Annotated in this window: 18 protein-coding genes; 3 read left to right on the top strand and 15 right to left on the bottom strand. The window is 65.8% G+C overall.

Going from position 1 to position 20,931, the window contains the following annotated elements; all coding sequences use genetic code 11:
- Positions 1-5 precede the first annotated feature (5 nt).
- Genes DTS01S_RS05630 through DTS01S_RS05620 form a run of 3 tightly spaced genes read left to right on the top strand, consistent with a single transcriptional unit; the run spans position 6 to position 4,773 of the window.
- Positions 6-2,573 carry an FtsX-like permease family protein gene (locus DTS01S_RS05630; RefSeq protein ID WP_017407481.1) on the top strand — a complete coding sequence of 856 codons (2,568 nt, stop codon included), beginning with the start codon at positions 6-8 and terminating at the stop codon, positions 2,571-2,573.
- A gap of 16 nt (positions 2,574-2,589) precedes the next feature.
- Positions 2,590-3,657, top strand: a complete 1,068-nt coding sequence (locus DTS01S_RS05625) for a PLP-dependent cysteine synthase family protein (protein WP_016447693.1) — start codon at positions 2,590-2,592, stop codon at positions 3,655-3,657.
- Between the two features lie 3 nt (positions 3,658-3,660).
- Positions 3,661-4,773 (top strand): lipocalin-like domain-containing protein, encoded by a 1,113-nt coding sequence (locus DTS01S_RS05620; RefSeq protein ID WP_017407480.1) that lies wholly within the window; start codon positions 3,661-3,663, stop codon positions 4,771-4,773.
- A 61-nt stretch (positions 4,774-4,834) separates the two neighbouring features.
- On the opposite strand, the gene DTS01S_RS05615 is transcribed toward DTS01S_RS05620, so the two are convergent.
- The 15 genes from DTS01S_RS05615 to nuoG all read right to left on the bottom strand — a co-directional run bounded on the left by DTS01S_RS05615 (position 4,835) and on the right by nuoG (position 20,918).
- Complete coding sequence (locus DTS01S_RS05615) at positions 4,835-5,833, bottom strand: branched-chain amino acid ABC transporter permease (RefSeq protein ID WP_016447695.1); 999 nt, start codon at positions 5,831-5,833, stop codon at positions 4,835-4,837.
- A 27-nt stretch (positions 5,834-5,860) separates the two neighbouring features.
- A complete protein-coding gene (locus DTS01S_RS05610; protein ID WP_012206960.1) occupies positions 5,861-6,745 on the bottom strand; it encodes a branched-chain amino acid ABC transporter permease in 885 nt (294 codons plus the stop codon).
- 57 nt (positions 6,746-6,802) lie between these two features.
- Positions 6,803-7,999, bottom strand: coding sequence for an ABC transporter substrate-binding protein (locus tag DTS01S_RS05605; protein WP_016447696.1), 1,197 nt, complete (start codon positions 7,997-7,999; stop codon positions 6,803-6,805).
- A 100-nt stretch (positions 8,000-8,099) separates the two neighbouring features.
- Positions 8,100-8,810 (bottom strand): ABC transporter ATP-binding protein, encoded by a 711-nt coding sequence (locus DTS01S_RS05600; protein ID WP_026062054.1) that lies wholly within the window; start codon positions 8,808-8,810, stop codon positions 8,100-8,102.
- A 1-nt stretch (position 8,811) separates the two neighbouring features.
- Complete coding sequence (locus DTS01S_RS05595) at positions 8,812-9,582, bottom strand: ABC transporter ATP-binding protein (RefSeq protein ID WP_016447698.1); 771 nt, start codon at positions 9,580-9,582, stop codon at positions 8,812-8,814.
- 613 nt (positions 9,583-10,195) lie between these two features.
- A complete protein-coding gene (locus DTS01S_RS05590) occupies positions 10,196-10,705 on the bottom strand; it encodes a DUF1178 family protein (RefSeq protein ID WP_017404101.1) in 510 nt (169 codons plus the stop codon).
- 38 nt (positions 10,706-10,743) lie between these two features.
- Positions 10,744-11,049, bottom strand: a complete 306-nt coding sequence (locus DTS01S_RS05585; protein ID WP_016447700.1) for a DUF2818 family protein — start codon at positions 11,047-11,049, stop codon at positions 10,744-10,746.
- Between the two features lie 55 nt (positions 11,050-11,104).
- The gene (gene nuoN, locus DTS01S_RS05580; protein WP_016447701.1) at positions 11,105-12,598 is read right to left on the bottom strand and encodes an NADH-quinone oxidoreductase subunit NuoN; all 1,494 of its coding nucleotides are present in this window, start codon (positions 12,596-12,598) and stop codon (positions 11,105-11,107) included.
- 24 nt (positions 12,599-12,622) lie between these two features.
- Positions 12,623-14,098 carry an NADH-quinone oxidoreductase subunit M gene (locus DTS01S_RS05575; RefSeq protein WP_026062053.1) on the bottom strand — a complete coding sequence of 492 codons (1,476 nt, stop codon included), beginning with the start codon at positions 14,096-14,098 and terminating at the stop codon, positions 12,623-12,625.
- Positions 14,099-14,114: 16 nt separating this feature from the next.
- The gene (nuoL, locus tag DTS01S_RS05570; RefSeq protein ID WP_026062052.1) at positions 14,115-16,163 is read right to left on the bottom strand and encodes an NADH-quinone oxidoreductase subunit L; all 2,049 of its coding nucleotides are present in this window, start codon (positions 16,161-16,163) and stop codon (positions 14,115-14,117) included.
- A 29-nt stretch (positions 16,164-16,192) separates the two neighbouring features.
- Complete coding sequence (nuoK, locus tag DTS01S_RS05565) at positions 16,193-16,501, bottom strand: NADH-quinone oxidoreductase subunit NuoK (RefSeq protein ID WP_016447704.1); 309 nt, start codon at positions 16,499-16,501, stop codon at positions 16,193-16,195.
- Positions 16,498-17,166: an NADH-quinone oxidoreductase subunit J gene (locus DTS01S_RS05560; protein ID WP_012206970.1), complete on the bottom strand. Its 669-nt coding sequence runs from the start codon at positions 17,164-17,166 to the stop codon at positions 16,498-16,500. The genes nuoK and DTS01S_RS05560 overlap by 4 nt, the downstream gene beginning before the upstream one ends.
- A gap of 34 nt (positions 17,167-17,200) precedes the next feature.
- A complete protein-coding gene (gene nuoI, locus DTS01S_RS05555; RefSeq protein WP_016447705.1) occupies positions 17,201-17,710 on the bottom strand; it encodes an NADH-quinone oxidoreductase subunit NuoI in 510 nt (169 codons plus the stop codon).
- A gap of 11 nt (positions 17,711-17,721) precedes the next feature.
- A complete protein-coding gene (nuoH, locus tag DTS01S_RS05550) occupies positions 17,722-18,798 on the bottom strand; it encodes an NADH-quinone oxidoreductase subunit NuoH (protein WP_016447706.1) in 1,077 nt (358 codons plus the stop codon).
- Positions 18,795-20,918, bottom strand: a complete 2,124-nt coding sequence (gene nuoG, locus DTS01S_RS05545; protein ID WP_017404097.1) for an NADH-quinone oxidoreductase subunit NuoG — start codon at positions 20,916-20,918, stop codon at positions 18,795-18,797. Before nuoG ends, nuoH begins: the two co-directional genes overlap by 4 nt.
- Between the last annotated feature and the right edge of the window lie 13 nt (positions 20,919-20,931).

Here is a 20,931-nt window from a genome sequence, read left to right as displayed (position 1 = left end):
CGCCCATGCTCGCCCTGCTTCGCACCTTTTCCTGGCAGGAGCTGCGCCAGCATCCCTGGCGCACGGCCACCGCCCTGGTGGCCATCATGCTGGGCGTGGCCCTGGGCTTTGCCGTGCATGTGATCAACCAGTCCGCGCTCGATGAGTTCTCGCGCGCCGTGCGCACGGTCAGCGGCCAGCCGGACCTGGAGCTGCGTGCCATGCAGGGCGGCCTGCCCGAAACGCTGTATGGCCGTGTTGCGCAGCAGCCCCAGGTCAGCCTGGCCGCACCCTGGATCGAAGCCACGGCCCTGGCCGGCACCGCCACGCCGGTGCAGTTGCGCGTGCTGGGCGGCGATGCGCTGCGGCTGGCGCCCGTGGCGCCTGCGCTCATGCCCCGGCTGTTCGATGGCGGCGGGCGTCTGGACCTGTTCGCGCCCGATGCGGTCTTCCTCAATGCAACGGCACTCGAAGCCCTGGGCCTGACGCCGGAGCAGGCGCGGCACACGCCCCTGCCATGGCAACTGGGCGGGCGCGCGCAGACCCTGCGCATCGCGGGCACGGTGGCCGCATCCGGCCCGCCGCTGGCCGTGATGGACATCGGCACGCTGCAGGACAGCCTGCAGCGCTGGGGCCAGGTGGACCGCATCGATGTGCTGCTGGCCGAAGGCGCCACGCGCGAGTCCCTGCTGGCCGAGCTGCGCCGCCTGCCCGACTGGCCCGCCCAGGCCCTGGCCGGCCGCCCCGGCGACGACCAGCAGCGCATAGCCGAGATGTCGCGCGCCTACCGCGTCAACCTCACGGTGCTGGCCCTGGTGGCGCTGTTCACGGGGGCGTTCCTGGTGTTCTCGGTGCTGGCGCTCAGCGTGGCCCAGCGCGCGCCGCAGTTCGCCCTGCTGGCCGTGCTGGGACTGACGCCGCGCCAGCGCCTGGGCCTGGTGCTGCTGGAGTCGCTGCTGCTGGGCATGGTGGGCAGCGCGGCCGGCATTGCGCTGGGCGCGGGCCTGGCCTGGCTGGCCCTGCACCTGCTGGGCGGTGACCTGGGCGGCGGCTACTTTGCCGGCGTGCAGCCCGCGCTGCAGTGGAGCGCCAGCGCCGCGCTGACCTTTGGCCTGCTGGGCGTGGCCGCCACCGTGGCTGGCGGCTGGTGGCCGGCGCGCCAGGCCATGGAGCTGCCGCCCGCCGCCACGCTCAAGGGCCAGGGCGCGGGCTCCGAACGCGCGGCGCGCGGCCTGCCGGCCCTGCTGCTGATGGCAGCCAGCGTGGCCCTGGCCTTTGTGCCGCCCGTGGCCGGCATTCCCCTGGCCGCCTATGCCGCCGTGGCCCTGCTGCTGCTGGGCGGCATGGCCGCCCTGCCCTGGTTGCTGGGCCAGCTGTTGCGCCTGGTGCCGCAATCGCTGCTGCGCCAGCCGCTGGCCCTGCTGCCCGTGGAGCGCGCACGGCGCATGCGCCGCAGCACCACCGTGGCCGTGGGCGGCGTAGTGGCCAGCCTGAGCCTGGCCGTGGCGCTGACCGTGATGGTGGCCAGCTTCAGGGACAGCATGATCGCCTGGCTGGACGCCGTGCTGCCCGCCCCGCTGTACCTGCGCACGGCCGGCAGCGCAGGCCGTGCCGATGCCGCGCCCCTGCCCGCCGATCTGGCCCCGCGCATTGCCGCCCTGCCTGGCGTGCAGCGCGCCCAGCCCATGCGCAGCACCAGCCTGTGGCTCAGCCCGGATCGCCCCGCCGTCAGCCTGCTGCTGCGTCCGCTGCATGGCCCCCAGGGCCAGCAGTTGCCGTGGATACAAGGCCCCGTGCAAGCGCCCGCTGGCAGCACGCCCGTCTATGTCAGTGAAGCCGTGGCCCAACTCTATGGCGTGCGGCCGGGCCAGGAGTGGCCGCTGCTGGCCCAGGCCCTGCCGTCGGAAGATTCCCGCGTGTTTGTGGCCGGCATCTGGCGCGACTATGTGCGCCAGTTCGGCGCCATCGCCATGGACTGGGATGACTACCAACGGCTTGCCGACGGCAGCGCCCCCACCACAGGCCCCACCGAAATCGCCATCTGGCCGGACGGCGACGACACGGCCACGGAGCAGCAGCTGCAGGCGCGTATCCAGTCGCTGATGGCCGGGCCGGGCGCCGCGCAGGCACTGGAGTTCGCCAGCAGCGGCGCGCTGCGCGAGCGCTCCATGCGCATCTTCGATCGCAGCTTTGCCGTGACCTACTGGCTGCAGGCCGTGGCCATCGGCATCGGCCTGTTCGGCATCGCGGCCAGCTTCAGCGCCCAGGTGCTGGCGCGGCGCAAGGAATTCGGCCTGCTGGCCCACCTGGGCCTGACGCGGCGCGACATCCTGGCCGTGGTGGCCGGCGAAGGCATGGCCTGGACCACGGCCGGCGCCATCGCCGGCAGCCTGCTGGGCCTGGGCGTTGCCGTGATCCTGGTGCATGTGGTGAATCCGCAAAGCTTTCACTGGACCATGGAGCTGTCACTGCCGTGGCCCCGCCTTTTGGCGCTGGCTGCCAGCGTGATCGCGGCAGGCACGCTGACGGCCTGGCTGGCCGGGCGTGCGGCTGCAGGGCGCGAGGCAGTGCTGGCGGTCAAGGAGGATTGGTAAGAGGCAGCCTGCGACAATGGCCGCCATGCCGCACACCACCTCCCCCTGGCTGCATGAAGCCATCAACCGCATCGAGGCCGACTACCAGCGCAGTGCCGACACGCACCTGATACCGCTGCCCCTGCCCGGCTTTGCCGGCCTGGGGATCGATCTCTACCTCAAGGACGAATCCACCCATCCCACGGGCAGCCTCAAGCACCGGCTGGCGCGCTCGCTGTTTCTCTATGCGCTGTGCAATGGCTGGGTGCACGAGGGATCGACCATCGTCGAGGCATCGAGCGGCTCCACGGCCGTGAGCGAGGCCTACTTCGCGCGCCTGCTGGGCCTGCCCTTCGTGGCCGTGATGCCGCGCAGCACCTCGGTGGAGAAGATTGCACTGATCGAGTTCTACGGCGGCCGCTGCCATCTGGTGGACAGCGCCGCCCAGGTCTACGACGAGGCACGCGCCGTGGCCGCGCAGGCCGGCGGCCACTACATGGACCAGTTCACCTATGCCGAGCGCGCCACCGACTGGCGTGGCAACAATAATATTGCGGAGAGCATGTTCACCCAGATGCGGCGCGAGCGCCATGCCGTGCCGCGCTGGATCGTGGTGGGCGCGGGCACGGGCGGCACCAGCGCCACCATTGGCCGCTACGTGCGTTTCCAGCGCCATGCCACGGGCATCTGCGTGGCCGACCCCGAGGGCTCGGTGTTCGCCGCCTACCACCGCACGGGCGATGCCACCCTCACCGCGCCGGGCTCGCGCATCGAGGGCATAGGCCGCCCGCGCGTGGAGCCCAGCTTCGTGCGCACTCTGGTGGACCGCATGGAGGAGGTGGCGGACTGCGATTCCCTGGCCGCCATGCGCAGCCTGTCCGCACTGCTGGGCCGGCGCGTGGGGCCGTCCACCGGCACCAACTACGTGGCCATGCTCAGGCTGGCCAGCGAGATGCGCCAGCGCGGCGAGCAGGGCTCCATTCTTTCGCTGCTGTGCGATGCGGGCGAGCGCTACCTGCCCACCTACCATGATGCGGACTGGGTGATGCAGCGCATCGGCGACTGCGGGCCGGCCCAGGCGCGCATCGCGCAGCTGCAAGGCTGATCCATGATGCCCCTGCCCCGCCGCCATCTGCTGGGCCTGGCTGCCGGCCTGGGCCTGGGGGCGGCAGGACTGCCCGCCCAGGCACTGCCGCCACGCACGCTGGTCTTCCCGCGCGACCACGGCAGCCACCCCGGGCTGCGCACCGAGTGGTGGTACATCACCGGCCAGGCACGCGCGGCGGGCCGGGCCTGGGGTTTCCAGATCACCTTCTTCCGGTCGCGCGTGCAGGCCACGCAGGAGCTGCGCTCCGCCTTTGCGGCGCGCCAGCTGCTGTTTGCCCACGCGGCGCTATGCGATGTGCAGGGCGCCCGCCTGCACCACGACCAGCGCATTGCGCGCGCAGGCTTTGGCATTGCCCAGGCCAGCGAGACCGATGCCGACGTGCGGCTGCAGGACTGGTCGCTGGCCCGCACCGATGAAGGCGCTGCCGAGCGCTATACCACGCGCCTGCGCAGCAGCACATTCGCCCTGGACCTGCACTTTGACACCCGCCTGCCCCCCTTGCTGCAGGGCCGCGCCGGCCTGTCGCGCAAGGGTCCCGAACCCGAGCAGGCCAGCTACTACTACAGCCGCCCGCAGCTGCAGGTGAGCGGCACGCTGGAGCTGGCAGGCCAGCGCATGGCGATAGAAGCCGCACGCGAGCCCGGCGACAACCGCGCCTGGCTGGACCATGAATGGAGCCAGGCCCTGCTGCACCCCGAGGCCGTGGGCTGGGACTGGATAGGCATGAACCTGTTCGACGGCGGCGCGCTCACGGCCTTTCGCGTGCGACGGGCGGATGGCAGCGCGTTGTGGGCCGGCGGCTCGCTGCGCGGTGTGGATGGCACGCTGCAGGTCTTCGCCCACGATGCAGTGCAGTTCACGCCGCTGCGCCACTGGAGCAGCCCTGCCAGCGGAGCGCGCTACCCCGTGCAATGGCAGGTGGACACGCCCGCAGGCCGCTTCATCGTGAACGCCCTGGTCGATGACCAGGAGCTGGACAGCAGCGCCTCCACCGGCGCCATCTACTGGGAGGGCCTGTGCAGCCTGCAAAAGCCCACCAGCCCGGGCCAGGAGGCGCGAGCCGGTCAGGGATACCTGGAGATGACGGGCTACGCCCGGCCGCTGCAGTTGTAGCTATGGCAGTCAACAGCATGGGCACGTAGCCCACCCCCTTGAAACCGTCCCAACCCGGCTCTCAAGGGGTACGCTTTTTCTGCAGCCGGACGATCAGCTCGCCCATGATGCCCTTGCGGAACAGCAGCACGCAGACCACGAAGATCAGGCCCGTGACGATGGTCACCGACTCGCCCAGCGTGGAGAACCACTCCACGCCCGTGAGGCGCTGCAGGAAGAGGCCGAACTCGCCGATCTTGTTCTCCAGCATGACCACCACGGCCGAGCCCAGGATGGGGCCGGACAGCGTGCCCAGGCCGCCCATCAGCGTCATCAGGATCACGTGGCCGGAGGTGGTCCAGTGCACATCCGACAGCGTGGCAAAGCCCAGCACCACGGTCTTGAGCGAACCGGCCAGGCCCGTGAGCGCGGCCGAGATCACGAAGGCCAGCAGCTTGAAGCGCGCCACGTCATAGCCCAGCGAGGTCGCGCGCGGCTCGTTCTCCTTGATGGCCTTGAGCACCTGGCCGAAGGGCGAGTGGATGGTGCGCACGATCAGCAGGAAGGCCAGGACCACGATGACCAGCGTGACGTAGTACATGGTCATGTCGCTGGCCAGGTCGATGAGGCCGAACAGCTTGCCGCGCGGCACGCCCTGCAGCCCGTCCTCGCCGCCCGTGAAGGGCGCCTGCAGGCACACGAAGAACAGCATCTGGGCCAGCGCCAGCGTGATCATGGAAAAGTAGATGCCCTGGCGGCGGATGGCCAGCCAGCCGAAGATCAGCCCCAGCAGCGCGCCGCCGGCCGTGCCGGCCAGCATGGCCAGCTCGGGCGTGAAGCCCCAGCCCTTGATGGCGTAGCCCGTCACATAGGCCGCGCCGCCCAGGAAGGCCGCGTGGCCGAAGGACAGCAGGCCCGTGTAGCCCAGCAGCAGGTTGAAGGCCGAGGCGAACAGTGCGAAGCACATGAGCTTCATCACGAACACCGGATACGCGCCCAGCAGGGGCGCCGCCAGCAGGCCCAGCAGCAGCAGGCCATAGCCCCAGGGGGCAATGCGTTGAACGAGAGTCTTGGATTTCATGTGGTCGGCCCCTTGTCCTCGTTCTTGTTATTTCTCTTTGCCGAACAGGCCGGCGGGGCGGATGAGCAAAACGATGACCATGATGAAGAACACCACGGTGGACGATGCCTCGGGCCAGAAGACCTTGGTCAGGCCCTCGATCACCCCCAGGCCCAGGCCGGTGAGGATGGAGCCCATGATGGAGCCCATGCCTCCGATCACCACCACGGCGAAGACCACGATGATGAGGTTCTGCCCCATCAGCGGCGTGACCTGGTAGACGGGCGCCGCCAGCACGCCGGCAAACGCCGCCAGCGCCGCGCCGAAGGCATAGGTCAGCGTGATCATCACGGGCACGTTGACGCCGAAGGCCTCGACCAGGCGCGGGTTCTCGGTGCCGGCCCGCAGGTAGGCGCCGATGCGCGTCTTCTCGATCATGAACCAGGTGGCCACGCAGACCACGATGGAGGCGAGCACCACCCATGCGCGGTAGTTGGGCAGGATCATGAAGCCCAGGTTGGTCGCGCCCTCCAGCAGCTCGGGCGTGTCATAGCCCAGGCCCGAGACGCCGTAGACCGAGCGGAACAGCCCCTCGATCAGCAGCGACAGGCCCAGGGTCAGCAGCAGGCCGTAGAGATGGTCGAGCTTGTAGATCCAGCGCAACAGGAAGCGCTCGATCAGCACCCCCAGCAGGCCCACCAGCAGCGGCGACAGCACCAGCATCACCCAGTAGTTGATGTTGAAGTAGCTCATGGCCATCCAGGTGACCATGGCGCCCAGCATGAACAACGCGCCGTGGGCGAAGTTGATCACGTTGAGCAGGCCGAAGATCACCGCCAGCCCCAGGCTGAGGATGGCGTAGAACGAGCCGTTGACCAGCCCCAGAAGGAGCTGGCTCATCAGGCCTGGCAGGGAAACACCAAAGATTTCCATGGGATGCAGCTGTCGTGGTTGGCCGGGTGGCGGTTGGGGGTCAGTGGCGGGGCGGCGTTACTTCCACAGCGCGCACTTGGTCTCGGCCTTGGTGGTCCAGACTTGGTCGGCGGGCAGCGTGGCCACGACCTTCAGGTAGTCCCAGGGCTTCTTGGACTCGGCGGGCTTCTTGACCTCGACCAGGTACATGTCGTGGGCAAAGGTGCCGTCGGGACGGATCGAGCCCTTGCCGTAGAAGTCGTCGATGGGCGTGCTCTTGAGATGGGCCATGACCTTGTCGGCATCCGTGGACTTCACGGCCTGCACGGCCTTGAGGTAGCTGGTCACGGCCGAGTAGTCGGCGGCCTGGATGGAGGTGGGCATGCGCTTGGTCTTGGCAAAGAAGCGCTCGGCGAACTTGCGCGCCGCGTCGTTCTGGTCCCAGTACCAGCTGGTGGTGAACTGCATGCCTTCGGTGTTCTTCAGGCCCAGGCTGTGGATGTCGGTCAGGAACACCAGCAGGCCCACGGTCTTCATGCTCTTGTTGATGCCGAATTCCTTGGCCGCCTTGATGGCGTTGATGGTGTCGCCACCGGCATTGGCCAGGCCCAGGATCTGGGCCTTGGAGGCCTGCGCCTGCAGCAGGAAGGACGAGAAGTCCGAGGCGTTGAGCGGATGCTTGACGCCGCCCACCACCTTGCCGCCCTTGGCCTTGATCACCGCCGTGGTGTCGTTCTCCAGCGCGTGGCCGAAGGCGTAGTCTGCCGTCAGGAAGAACCAGTCCTTGCCGCCGCGCTCCACCACGGCCGTGCCCGTGCCCTTGGCCAGGGCCACGGTGTCATAGGCGTAGTGCACGGTGTAGGGATTGCACTGCTCGTTGGTCAGCGCCGACGAGCCTGCGCCGCTGTTGAAGTGCACGCGCTTTTTCTCATTGGCCACCTGCGACACCGCCAGGGCCGTGCCGGAGTTGGTGCCGCTGAACACCAGCGAGATACCCTGCGTGTCCACCCACTCGCGCACCTTGGAGGCGGCGATGTCGGCCTTGTTCTGGTGGTCGGCGCTCAGCAGCTCGATGGGCTGGCCCAGCACCTTGCCGCCGAAGTCATCGATGGCCATCTGCATGGCGGTGACGGCGTTCTTGCCTTCCACGTCCGCATACAGGCTGGACATGTCGGTCACGAAGCCGATCTTCACCTTCTCCTGTGCCATGGCAAGCGGGCTGGCCAGGCCGGCGGCGGCCAGCATGCACGACAGTGCGGTCAGTTTTGCTTTCATTGGTGTCTCCTTCGCGTTGATGTCTTGGGTTTTTTGTCACAGGGCCATGGCAGGAATGCAGCCGGCGAGCCCCAGGCGCCAGCCACGATGGATATCCGGGTCAGACTCCGAGCAGTTCGTTGAGCACGGGCATCTTGGCCTGCAGCTCGGCCGCGCCGAAACGCTCGACCACATGGCCGTGCTCGACCACGTAGAAGCGGTCGGCCAGCGGCGCCGCGAAGTGGAAGTTCTGCTCCACCATCACCACGGTGTAGCCCTTGGTGCGCAGCATGGTGATCATGCGGGCCAGCGCCTGCACGATGACGGGGGCCAGGCCTTCGGAGATCTCGTCGAGCAGCAACAGCCGCGCGCCGGTACGCAAAATGCGCGCCACCGCCAGCATCTGCTGCTCGCCGCCCGACAGGCGCGTGCCCTGGCTGTGGCGGCGCTCGGCCAGGTTGGGGAACATGGCGTAGATCTCGTCCACGCTCATGCCCTGCTGGCCGGTCTTGAGCGGTGGCGGCAGCATCAGGTTCTCCTCGCACGAGAGGCTGGAGAAGATGCCGCGCTCTTCCGGGCAGTAGCCCACGCCCAGGTGGGCAATGCGGTGCGTGGGCAGGTGGATGGCCTCCACGCCATTGATCCTGATCGAGCCCTTGCGTGCGCCCGTCAGCCCCATGATGGCGCGCAGCGTGGACGTGCGGCCCGCGCCGTTGCGCCCCAGCAGCGTGACTACCTCGCCGGGCTGGACCTCCAGGTCCATGCCGTGCAGCACATGGGATTCGCCATACCAGGCCTGCAGGCCCTTGATTTCCAATGCCGGTGCAGTCATCTCAATGCGCTCCCTGCAACTGGCCGTCGGTGGTGCCCATATACGCTTCCATCACTTGCGGGTTGCGCGAAACTTCCTCGTATGGCCCCTCGGCCAGCACGGCGCCGCGCTGCAGCACCGTGATGCGGTCGGCGATGGTGGAGATCACCTTCATGTTGTGCTCCACCATGAGAATCGTGCGGCCTGCCGAGACCTTCTTGATCAGCTGGGTCACGCGGTCCACGTCTTCGTGGCCCATGCCCTGGGTGGGCTCGTCCAGCAGCATCAGCTCGGGCTCCATGGCCAGCGTGGTGGCGATCTCCAGCGCGCGCTTGCGGCCATAGGGCAGGTTGACGGTGACCTCGTCGGCCAGGTCCTGCAGGCCGACTTCGGACAGCAGCTGCATGGCGCGGTCATTGAGCATGGACAGGCTTTTTTCGCTGCGCCAGAAATGGAACTCGGTGCCCAGCTTGCGCTGCAGGCCGATGCGCACGTTCTCCAGCAGCGTGCAATGCGGGAAGACGGCCGAGATCTGGAAGGACCGGATCACGCCACGGCGCGCGATCTGCGCCGGCGCCTCCTGCGTGATGTCCTCGCCGTTGAAACGGATGGTGCCGGAAGTGGGCTCCAGGAACTTGGTCAGCAGATTGAAGCAGGTGGTCTTGCCTGCGCCATTGGGGCCGATCAAGGCATGGATGGAGCCGCGGCGCACCGAAAGGTCCACCTTGCTCACCGCCGTAAATCCCTTGAACTCTTTGGTCAGGTTCCGGGTTTCGAGAATAACGTCGCTCATGTGCGCTTCGCCTGCTCCGTTGATGCTGCCAGCCGCCAACGCGTCGCCAGAGGCTCTGGTGGGCGTTGTGCAGGGTCGGACGCATCGTAGGCTTGCCGACGTTGTGCACCGCAGCGGGAAAACGCCTACGTAGGTGCTCCTAAGCACAGGCCCTGCCCCGCACTGCAGCATGGCGCATCAAGACGAGTCGCCGCAAAAACAAGAAGCAACCACTCACACTTGAAATAATCAAGCAGTCACGGGGCTGCAAGGCGCCGCGGCTGCAGGCGGGCCCTAGGGTTCTCCATCACCTCGGCCCGGCGACGCCCACGCGGAAGGCCAGAGCGCTTCCAAAGAGATAGCAAACTACCCTTTTTGCGGCTTGGCAGACAGCGACCAATGTCTGCTGCCTTACGGGAAACACCCAGGTGGGCAATCTCCCTGTGGCCTGCTCAGTCACTATGCGAAAAGCCGCGGATATGCTTGGGTTTGTCGCCCCATCAATTGAATGGCGACAAAGCGACTCAAAGCGCTATTCAATTAATAGCACCAGGTGATTGCCTGGCATGGGAATTGGCGATCGATCGCCATGAGCGCAATTGTCGCCGCCAAGACAGCATGTGCCCGGAGCAAGTTACTGCAGCGTTTCCTTGCTGCCTTGCGGCAAGGCCAATGGAACCACGGCAATGCCTTCGTCCAGCAATTGCATGGCCTGCTCGGGACTCGCCTTGCCGCGGATGGCGCGCTCTTCGGTCTCGCCATAGTGCATGCGGCGGGCTTCATCGGCAAAGCGTTCGCCCACGTCCTCGGTCTGCTGCGCGACCTTGCGCGACCACTGCAGCCAGGCGGCCTGCATGGCCTGCAATTGCTCACGCGCCTGGGGCGGCATGGCCGTTGAAGCAGCGGCTGCCGCGCTGGCGGCCGAGGCGGCTGCAGCAGGCTCTGCCGCCGCCGCCGGGGGCAAGCTTGCAGGCTTGGCGCCAAGATTGATGCGGGGGGCGCTCAGGCGCTTGGTGATGTCGCTGTGGCCGCAGACGGGGCACAGCACCAGCTGGCGCTGCAGCTGGCCCTGGAAATCCTCTTCCGAGGCGAACCAGCCCTCGAAGAGGTGGCCCTGCGGGCAATGGAGGTCGAGCACTTTCATCGCGCACCCTCATCCATGAAGCAACCGGCACCGCGGCCTCAGCCGCGGCGGTGAATCAGGAAACGATAGACGAAACCCGGGAATGCCAGTGTCAGGAACAACGCCCCCGTGATGGCATAGAACTCCCAGCCCTGGGGTGCAATCTGCCCCACGCGGCGCTCCAGCAGCAGCGCCACGCCGCCGACGATGAAGTACAGCAGCACCATCTCCAGCAGGCACAGGGCCAGCGGCTTGCGCTGGGTGCGCAGCGGCCCCAGCTGCAGCCAGCGGGGGTTGAAGAAAGGCAAATTGGCTGCCACAAGGGCAGCCAATATCACGAGCCAGATCGAAGCGGTTTGCGACAAGCCGATGTCCTCACCGCAGGGCCTTGCGCGCAAGGCCCTGCACAGGGAAAGTGGATCAGGAAGCCAGGGCGCGCACGACGGCGTCGGCGCACAGGGCCATCAGGCCGCCGGGCAGGATGCCCAGACCCAGCACCAGGGCGCCATTGAGGGTCAGCACCACGCGCACGTCCAGCGAAGCGGAAACGCTGGTGGCGGTGATGGGCTCATCGAAGTACATGACCTTGACGACGCGCAGGTAGTAGAAGGCACCGATCAGCGACATGACCACGGCGAACACGGCCAGGGCGATGTACAGGCTGTGGCCCGAAGCCACCAGCGCCTGCAGCACCGACAGCTTGGCGTAGAAGCCGACCAGGGGCGGAATGCCGGCCATGGAGAACAGGCAGATCGCCATCACGCCGGCATACAGCGGGCTGCGCTGGTTCAGGCCGGCAAAGTCGGCGACCTCTTCGCTCTCGAAGCCTTCGCGAGCCAGCAGCTGGATCACGCCGAAGGCGGCCAGCGTGGTCAGCACATAGGTCACCACGTAGAACATGGCCGAGCTGTAGGCGTTCTCGACGGTGGCCGGATCGACCTTGCCGTCGACCACACCCGACATCAGGCCCAGCAGCACGAAGCCCATCTGCGAGATGGTCGAGTAGGCCAGCATGCGCTTGAGGTTGGTCTGCTGCAGGCCGGCCAGGTTGCCGACCAGCAGAGAGGCAATGGCAAGCACGGCCAGCATCTGCTGCCAGTCGATGGCCAGCGGCAGCAGGCCGTCCACCAGCAGGCGGATGACGATGGCGAAGGCCGCCAGCTTGGGCGCGCCACCGATCATGGTGGTGATGGCCGTGGGAGCGCCCTGGTACACGTCGGGGACCCACATGTGGAAGGGAACCACGCCCAGCTTGAAGGCCAGGCCGGAGACCACGAAGACCAGGCCGAACACCAGCACCTGGTGCTTGATTTCGCCCGAGTTGATGGCCTTGAACACCTGGCCGATGTCCAGCGAACCGGTCGCGCCGTAGAGCATGGACATGCCGTACAGCAGGAAGCCGCTGGCCATGGCGCCAAGCACGAAGTACTTCATCGCGGCCTCGACCGAAGCCGTGTGGTCGCGGCGCAGCGCCACCAGGGCGTAGCTGGACAGCGTCAACAGCTCCAGGCCCAGGTAGATGACCAGGAAGTTGTTGCCCGAGATCATGATGAACATGCCCAGCAGCGCGAGCATGGCCAACGTGAACAGCTCGCCGCCGCGCAGCATGTCGCGGTCGGCGGCATAGGGTCGGCCGTAGACCAGGGTGACCATCATGGCCACGGTGGCGAAACACTTGAGCCAGTTGCCCATGGCGTCGGAGACGACCATGTTGCCCCAGCCATAGAACGTGTTGCCACTGGAGGCATACATGCCTTGCAGCACGGCCACCACGCCCAGGGTCAGCAGTGTCAGAACATAGGTGCCCGTGCGGCGCGGGCTTTTGACGCCCAGGTCCACCAGGGCGATCACGCAGGCCATGACCAGGAGAAGGATCTCCGGATAGATGGCCAGCCAGCTGATGTTGTCAATCATCTCGATTCTCTCGTTTCAGTCTGGTCACTGCAGCTTGCTCATGGCCACATGCTTGAGCAGCTCGGCCACGGACACATCCATCACGTCAGTGAAGGGCCTGGGATACAGGCCCATGTACAGCACGGCGATGGCCAGCAGACCCAGCACCAGGAACTCGCGGTTGCCGATGTCGGTCAGGCCGCGCACATTGTCATTGGTGACAGGACCCAGGTAGACGCGCTTGTACATCCACAGCGTATAGGCTGCGCCGAAGATCAGCGCCGTGGCAGCGCCCAGGCCGATCCAGAAGTTGTATTGCACGGCGCCCAGGATCACCATCCACTCGCCGACGAAGCCGGCCGTCGCGGGCAGGCCGCAGTTGGCCATGGCGAACAGCAGCGCGAAGGCCGCGAACTTGGGCATGGTGTTGACCACGCCGCCGTAGGAAGCGATTTCACGCGAGTGCACGCGGTCGTAGAGCACGCCGATGCACAGGAACATGGCGCCCGACACGAAGCCGTGGGCAATCATCTGCACGATGCCGCCGGCAATGCCCAGCGGATTGAAGATGAAGAAGCCCAGGGTCACGAAGCCCATGTGGGCCACGGACGAGTAGGCCACCAGCTTCTTCATGTCCTTTTGCACCAGGGCGACCACGCCCACGTAGATCACGGCGATCAGCGACAGGGCGATGACCAGCCAGGCCCACTTGTGCGAGGCATCGGGTGCGATGGGCATGGAAAAGCGCAGGAAACCGTAGGCGCCCAGCTTCAGCATGATGGCGGCCAGCACGGCGGAGCCGCCGGTGGGCGCTTCCACGTGCACGTCGGGCAGCCAGGTGTGGACCGGCCACATCGGCACCTTCACGGCAAAGGCCGCGAAGAAGGCGAAGAAGATCAGCGTCTGGGCCGTCATGGACAGCGGCAGCTTGTGCCAGTCGAGGATCTCGAAGCTGCCACCCGACTGGGTGTACAGGTAGATCACGGCGACCAGGGTCAGCAGCGAACCCATCAGCGTGTACAGGAAGAACTTGAAGGCCGCATAGATGCGGTTGGGACCGCCCCAGATGCCGATGATCAGGTACATCGGGATCAGCGTGGCCTCGAAGAACACGTAGAACAGCAGGCCGTCCAGCGCGCTGAACACGCCGACCATCAGGCCGGACAGGATCAGGAAGGCGCCCATGTACTGGTTCACGCGCTCGGTGATGTTCTCCCACGACGCGATCACGACGATCACGGTGATGAAGGCGGTCAGCGGCACGAACCAGAACGAGATGCCATCCACGCCCAGGTGGTAGTGGATGTTGAAGCGCTCGATCCACAGCGCCTTCTCCACGAACTGCATGGCAGCCGTGCTGTTGTCGAACTGCTGTATCAGCGGCAGCGTGACGGCCAGGCCTGCCAGCGCGCCGACCAGGGCCAGCCAGCGCACTGCCTTGACCTGATCCTCGCGGCCCAGGGCCAGCAGGAGGGCGCCGAAGGCGATCGGCACCCAGATTGAAAGACTCAACCAATGCATTTTTGTTCTTCCCCTACTACTTGTTGAGCCACACGAAATACGTCATGAGAGCGAACACGCCCAGCAGCATGACCAACGCGTAGTGATAGAGATAGCCCGACTGCAGCTTGCGCACCCACTGGCCGATGCGGCCGATGAGCTTCCACGAGCCGTTGACGATGCCGCCATCGATGATGGCCTGGTCGCCGACCTTCCAGAAGAAGCTGCCGAAGGCGCGTGCGCCGCGGGCGAAGATGTTCTCGTAGACCCAGTCCACGCCGTACTTGCCTTCCAGTGCCTGGTAGACACCGATCTTCTGCATGGACGACTTGATGGCGGCAGGCACTTCGGGCTTGACCATGTAGAACAGGTAGGAGACGACGACGCCTGCCAGTGCCAGCCAGAACGGCGCGGCCGTGAAGCCGTGCAGCGCCATGGGCACCCAGCCGTGGATCTTCTCGGCCAGCTCGGCCATGGCGCCGTGCTTGCTGCCATCGACGTGGATCACGCCCTTGAAGAAATCACCGAACAGCATGGGCATCAGTGCCAGGGCACCGATCACCACCGAGGGGATGGCCAGCAGCATCAGCGGGCCGGTCACGACCAGTGGCGACTCATGCGGCTTGGCATCGTGGCCATGGCCGTGGTGGTCGTCATGGGCGTGGTGGTCATCGTGGCCATGGTGGTGCGCATCGGGATTCTGGTCGTAGCGCTCCTTGCCGTGGAAGACGATGAAGTACAGGCGGAAGGAGTAGAAGGCCGTGATGAACACGCCGGCCAGCACCGCGAAATTGGCGAAGCCAGCACCCGGCAGGTTGGTGGCATGCACGGCCTCGATGATGGCGTCCTTCGAGTAGAAGCCCGAGAAGAACGGCGTGCCGATCAGCGCCAGGTTGCCCAGCAGGAACGTGATCCAGGTGATGGGCATGTACTTGCGCACGCCGCCCATCCAGCGGATGTCCTGGTTGTGGTGCATGCCCATGATCACCGAGCCGGCGCCAAGGAACAGCAGGGCCTTGAAGAAGGCGTGGGTCATCAGGTGGAACACGGCCACCGAGTAGGCCGAGGCGCCCAGGGCCACGGTCATGTAGCCCAGCTGCGACAGCGTGGAGTACGCGATCACGCGCTTGATGTCGTTCTGGATGATGCCCAGCACGCCCATGAACAGCGCCGTGATGGAGCCGATCACCAGGATGAAGCTCAGCGCGGTGTCCGACAGCTCGTACAGCGGCGACATGCGCGAGACCATGAAGATGCCGGCCGTCACCATGGTGGCGGCGTGGATCAGTGCCGAGATGGGGGTCGGGCCTTCCATCGAATCGGGCAGCCAGGCATGCAGCGGGAACTGGGCCGACTTGCCCATGGCGCCGATGAACAGGCAGATGGCCGTCACCGTCACCAGCAGCCAGCCGGTGCCCGGCAGCAGGGTGTTCTGGATCTCGGGCAGCTTGGCGAAGATCTCGCCATAGTTCATGGTGCCCGTGTAGGCAGCGATCAGGCCGATGCCCAGGATGAAGCCGAAGTCGCCCACGCGGTTGACCAGGAAGGCCTTCATGTTGGCGAAGATGGCCGAGGGCTTGTTGTAGTAGAAGCCGATCAGCAGGTACGACACCAGGCCCACGGCTTCCCAGCCGAAGAACAGCTGCAGCAGGTTGTTGCTCATGACGAGCATCAACATGGAGAAGGTGAACAGCGAGATGTAGGAGAAGAAACGGTTGTAGCCGTCATCTTCCTGCATGTAGCCGATGGTGTAGATGTGCACCATCAGCGACACGAAGGTCACCACGCACATCATCATGGCCGTGATGCTGTCGATCAGGAAACCGACTTCCATCTTCAGCCCGCCGATTTCCATCCAGGTGTAGATGGACTGGTCGAAGCGCGCCCCGTCGAAGATCACGCTGTTGAAGGTGATGGCCGACAGGATGAAGGCGATCAGCACGCCCAAAATCGTGAGGGAATGGCTGCCGCCGCGACCGATCTTGTTGCCGCCGAAGGCCGTGCCCCAGATACCCGCGAGCGCGGAACCCGCCAGCGGTGCCAGCGGCACCGCCAGGAGCATGGATGCAGAGAGTGTTTGACTCATTCTTAAGAACCTTGCAAGTTACGGCGGACTCAACCCTTGAGGGAGTTGAGATCTTCCGCATTGATGCTGGTCTTGTTGCGGAACAGAAGCACCAGGATCGCCAGACCGATGGCCGACTCGGCCGCTGCCACTGTCAGGATGAAGAACACGAACACCTGTCCGTGCATGTCACCCAGATAGCTGGAGAAGGCCACGAAGTTCATGTTGACGGCCAGGAGCATCAGCTCGATGGCCATCAGCAGCACGATCAGGTTCTTGCGGTTCAGAAAAATGCCAACGACGGAGAGCGCGAACAGCATGGCGCCCAGCGTCAAGTAATGGCCCAAAGTCAGCGTCATGCTTTTGTCTCCACGGCGGGGGTTGCCTCGGCGGCCGGTGCCTGCGGCGCCTGGGTGACCGGCACCTTGACCAGCTCGAGGCGATCCTTTGCGCGCACGCGGATCTGCTGGGCCGGGTTCACTGCCTTGCTGTCCTTGCGCTTGCGCAGGGTCAGGGCGATGGCGGCGATCATCGCCACCAGCAGGATCACGGCAGCGATCTCGACGGGGTACAGGTATTCGGTGTACAGCAGCTTGCCCAGGGCCTGGGTGTTGGAGTACTGCACGGTCTGGCCGGCAGCGTTGACCGTGGCCGCAATGGCCTTGGGCTCCTCGACACCGCTGAAGCCGCCCATCAGCACCATGCCCATTTCAAAGGCGATCAGTGCGCCGATCAGGGCAGCGAAGGGGAAATGCTTCCAGAAGCCCTGGCGCACGGCGTCGATGCGGATGTCCAGCATCATCACCACGAACAGGAACAGCACCATCACGGCGCCCAGGTAGACCAGCACCAGGGTCACGCCCAGGAACTCGGCCTTGAGCAAAAGCCAGATGCCGGCAGCCTGCGAGAAGGCCAGGATCAGGTTGAGCACGGCGTGCACGGGGTTGCGCGCCGTGACGACCCGGAAGGCTGCAAACAGCAGCACGACCGAGAACAGATAGAAGAAACCAGTTTTGGCGTCCATGGATCGAATCTTTTCAAGTGATCAAGGAGCCGCTTCAGCGGTACTTGGCGTCCGCAGCCTTGGCGGCGGCAATCTCGGGTTCGTAGCGATCGCCAACGGCCAGCAGCATGTCCTTGGTGAAGTACAGGTCGCCGCGCTTTTCTCCGTGGTATTCGAAGATATGCGTCTCGACGATGGAATCCACCGGGCAGCTTTCCTCGCAGAAGCCGCAGAAGATGCACTTGGTCAGGTCGATGTCGTAGCGCGTGGTGCGGCGCGAGCCGTCGTCACGCACATCGGACTCGATGGTGATGGCCATGGCCGGGCAGACCGCTTCGCACAGCTTGCAGGCGATGCAGCGCTCTTCGCCGTTGTCATAACGGCGCAGGGCGTGCAGTCCGCGAAAACGCGGCGACAGAGGTGTCTTTTCTTCGGGGAACTGCACCGTGACCTTGCGGCGGAAGGTGTAGCGGCCAGTCAGGGCCATGCCCTTGGCCAGTTCCCAGAGCATGAAGCTCTTGAAGAAATCTTTGATCGAAAATGGGGTAGCAGCAACCGCAGACATTCTTGCTCCGCTCAGTTCCAGATGTTCCAAGGCGAGTGCATCCAGCCACCCACGATGACCAGCCACACCAGGGTGACGGGAATGAAGATCTTCCAGCCCAGACGCATGATCTGGTCATAGCGAAAGCGCGGGAAGGTGGCACGGATCCAGATGAACATGGACACGACCAGGAAAGTCTTCGCCGCCAGCCAGATCCATCCGGGGATGAACGACAGGAAGTCGAACGGAGGCAGCCAGCCGCCCAGGAACATGATCACGGCCAGGATGGACACCAGCCACATGCTGGCGTACTCGGCCAGGAAGAAGATGGCAAAGCCCATGCCCGAGTACTCGACCATGTGGCCGGCCACGATTTCGGCTTCGCCTTCGACCACGTCGAAGGGGTGGCGGTTGGTCTCGGCCACGGCCGAGATCAGGTACACCACGAAGATCGGCAGCAGCGGCAGCCAGTTCCACGACAGGACGCTGGCACCCATGCTGGCGAACTGGCCCTGGCCCTGGCTCAGCACGATCTGCGTCAGATTCATGCTGCCCGTGACCATGATCACCACCAGGAAGCAGAAGCCCAGCGCGATCTCGTAGCTGACCATCTGCGCCGAGGCGCGCAGCGCGCCCAGGAAGGCGTACTTGGAGTTGGAGGCCCAGCCGGCAATGATCACGCCATAGACTTCGATGGACGTGATGGCCATGATCAGCAGCAGGCCGGCGTTGACGTTGGCCAGCGCCACTTCGGGGCCGAAGGGGATCGCCACCCATGCCGCCAGGGCGGGCATGATGGCCATCACGGGACCCACGTAGAACAGGCCCTTGGCGGCAGCCGTGGGCTGGATCAGTTCCTTGGTCAGCAGCTTCAGGCCATCGGCCAGGGGCTGCAGCAGGCCGAAGGGACCCACGCGGTTGGGACCCATGCGAACCTGCATGAAGCCCAGCAGCTTGCGCTCCCACAGCGTCAGGTAGGCCACGGCGCCCATCAGCGGGGCGACGATGGCGACGATGCCCAGCAGGATCCAGAGCACGGGCCAGGCCACGTCGGTCCACCAGGGGGCGGCGATCAGGCCGGCACCGGCCGTCTTGAGTGCGTCAATCATGCGGCGCCTCCCTCACGAGCCTGACGTGCATCTGCCGTCAGTTGCAGCGACGTCGCGCGGCGCACGATGCTGTCGAGCTGATAAATGCTGGCCACCACGGGCGCGGCATGGCCGGCGCCGTTGGCGATGGAATTCACGGCAGGCGCACCATTGCCCAGCAGGTTGGCCGGCACGCTGGTGGCGCCGGCGGTGGCGGCTGCGAGCACATCCTGCGACGTCTCGTAGTCCACGCCCTGCACGCCCAGCAGGTTGGCCAGAACGCGCAGCACCTTCCAGCCCGGACGGGCTTCGGCCAGCGGCTTGACCACGGCATGGAAGCTCTGCAGGCGGCCTTCGGCGTTGACGAAGCTGCCCGAGGTTTCCGTGAACGGGGCGATGGGCAGCAGCACGTCGCTGAATTCCATGTTGGCCTTGAACGGGCTCAGGGTCACGACCATCTCGGCCTTGCCCAGTGCCTCTGCGGCGCGGGCGCCGGCAGCGGAGTCGAACACGGGTTCGTTGTTCAGCAGCAGCACGGCCTTGAGGCCGCCGGCCAGCATCTGGCCTGCGTTCAGGCCCGAAGCGGCAGGCTGTGAGCCCACCCACTGCGCGCCCACCGTGTTGGCGGCTTCGGTCAGGTAGCCGACCGAGGCGCCGGTCTGCTCGGCAATCCAGTTGGCCAGCGACAGCAGGGTCGATGCCTGTGCGTGGTGCGCAGCGGCATTGCCCAGCAAGATGGCCTTGCGCTCGCCGCGCAGCAGCGCGGTGGCAATGGCCTGGGCCTCGGCATGCACGTCGGCGGCGGCCACGGGAGCGGCAACACCCTTTTCCTGCGCCACGGCGGCGGCCACATCGGCCAGCGCCTGGGCCCAGTCCGGGGCTGCCACGATGGACGCCGTCACCGGCATGGCCCAGTCGTAGACACGCTCATTGATGGCGAGCACGGTGCAGCCCTGCTTTGCCGCCTGGCGGATGCGCTGCGCGAACAGCGGATGGTCCTTGCGCAGGTTGGAGCCGAGCACCAGGACGCCTTGCAGCTTGGAAAGCGAGGCGATGGGCGTGCCCAGCCACTGCACGCCCTGGGCGGCGGTGAACTCGGCATTGCGCAGGCGATGGTCGATGTTCTCGCTGCCCAGGCCGCGCACCAGCTTGCCTGCCAGGAACAGCTCTTCCAGCGTGCTGTGCGGGCTGACCAGCGCGCCGATGGCGGAGGCGCCATGGTCGTTCTTGATCTGGCGCAGGCCGTTGGCCACGTATTCGAGGGCCGTCTGCCAGTCGACTTCCTTCCACTCACCGCCCTGCTTGAGCATGGGGCGGGTCAGGCGTTCGTCACTGTTCAGGGCTTCGTAGGAGAAGCGGTCGCGGTCGGCGATCCAGCACTCGTTGACCTCTTCGTTCTCGAAGGGCACGACGCGCAGGACCTTGTGGTTCTTGACCTGGACGATGAGGTTGGCACCCGTGGAGTCATGGGGCGAGACCGACTTGCGGCGCGACAGCTCCCAGGTGCGGGCGCTGTAGCGGAAGGGCTTGCTGGTCAGCGCGCCCACGGGGCAGATGTCGATCATGTTGCCCGACAGCTCGGAGTCCACCGTATCGCCCACCACCGTGGTGATCTCGGAGTGCTCGCCGCGGTTGATCATGCCCAGCTCCATCACGCCGGACACTTCCTGTCCGAAGCGCACGCAGCGGGTGCAGTGGATGCAGCGGCTCATCTCCTGCATGGAGATCAGCGGGCCCACGTCCTTGTGGAAGACCACGCGCTTTTCTTCCTCGTAGCGCGAGGCGGAGCTGCCGTAGCCCACGGCCAGATCCTGCAGCTGGCATTCGCCGCCCTGGTCGCAGATCGGGCAGTCCAGCGGGTGATTGATGAGCAGGAACTCCATCACCGATTGCTGTGCCTTGATCGCCTTCTCGCTCTTGGTGCGCACGATCATGCCCTGCGTCACGGGCGTGGCGCAGGCGGGCATGGGCTTGGGGGCCTTTTCCACGTCCACCAGGCACATGCGGCAGTTGGCGGCGATGGAAAGTTTCTTGTGGTAGCAGAAATGCGGGATGTAGGTGCCTGCCTTCTCGGCTGCATGCATGACCATGCAGCCCTCGGCGACCTCCACCTTCTTTCCGTCCAGTTCAATTTCAACCATATGCTTTTCTCGC

This window comes from Delftia tsuruhatensis NBRC 16741 (genome assembly GCF_001571325.1).
Classification (GTDB): Bacteria; Pseudomonadota; Gammaproteobacteria; order Burkholderiales; family Burkholderiaceae_C; genus Comamonas; species Comamonas tsuruhatensis.
This window is presented reverse-complemented; position numbering and strand designations above follow the sequence as displayed.

Excerpts from the sequence above, each read along its gene's own strand:
- nuoI (WP_016447705.1), bottom strand. The coding sequence starts at position 17,710 with ATGTCTGCGGTTGCTGCTACCCCATTTTCGATCAAAGATTTCTTCAAG.
- nuoN (WP_016447701.1), bottom strand. The coding sequence starts at position 12,598 with ATGATTGACAACATCAGCTGGCTGGCCATCTATCCGGAGATCCTTCTC.
- DTS01S_RS05590 (WP_017404101.1), bottom strand. The coding sequence starts at position 10,705 with ATGAAAGTGCTCGACCTCCATTGCCCGCAGGGCCACCTCTTCGAGGGC.
- DTS01S_RS05600 (WP_026062054.1), bottom strand. The coding sequence starts at position 8,810 with ATGACTGCACCGGCATTGGAAATCAAGGGCCTGCAGGCCTGGTATGGC.
- DTS01S_RS05560 (WP_012206970.1), bottom strand. The coding sequence starts at position 17,166 with ATGGACGCCAAAACTGGTTTCTTCTATCTGTTCTCGGTCGTGCTGCTG.
- DTS01S_RS05575 (WP_026062053.1), bottom strand. The coding sequence starts at position 14,098 with ATGCATTGGTTGAGTCTTTCAATCTGGGTGCCGATCGCCTTCGGCGCC.
- nuoG (WP_017404097.1), bottom strand. The coding sequence starts at position 20,918 with ATGGTTGAAATTGAACTGGACGGAAAGAAGGTGGAGGTCGCCGAGGGC.
- DTS01S_RS05610 (WP_012206960.1), bottom strand. The coding sequence starts at position 6,745 with ATGGAAATCTTTGGTGTTTCCCTGCCAGGCCTGATGAGCCAGCTCCTT.
- nuoL (WP_026062052.1), bottom strand. The coding sequence starts at position 16,163 with ATGAGTCAAACACTCTCTGCATCCATGCTCCTGGCGGTGCCGCTGGCA.
- DTS01S_RS05615 (WP_016447695.1), bottom strand. The coding sequence starts at position 5,833 with ATGAAATCCAAGACTCTCGTTCAACGCATTGCCCCCTGGGGCTATGGC.
- DTS01S_RS05625 (WP_016447693.1), top strand. The coding sequence starts at position 2,590 with ATGGCCGCCATGCCGCACACCACCTCCCCCTGGCTGCATGAAGCCATC.
- DTS01S_RS05595 (WP_016447698.1), bottom strand. The coding sequence starts at position 9,582 with ATGAGCGACGTTATTCTCGAAACCCGGAACCTGACCAAAGAGTTCAAG.
- DTS01S_RS05630 (WP_017407481.1), top strand. The coding sequence starts at position 6 with ATGCTCGCCCTGCTTCGCACCTTTTCCTGGCAGGAGCTGCGCCAGCAT.
- nuoH (WP_016447706.1), bottom strand. The coding sequence starts at position 18,798 with ATGATTGACGCACTCAAGACGGCCGGTGCCGGCCTGATCGCCGCCCCC.
- nuoK (WP_016447704.1), bottom strand. The coding sequence starts at position 16,501 with ATGACGCTGACTTTGGGCCATTACTTGACGCTGGGCGCCATGCTGTTC.
- DTS01S_RS05620 (WP_017407480.1), top strand. The coding sequence starts at position 3,661 with ATGATGCCCCTGCCCCGCCGCCATCTGCTGGGCCTGGCTGCCGGCCTG.
- DTS01S_RS05605 (WP_016447696.1), bottom strand. The coding sequence starts at position 7,999 with ATGAAAGCAAAACTGACCGCACTGTCGTGCATGCTGGCCGCCGCCGGC.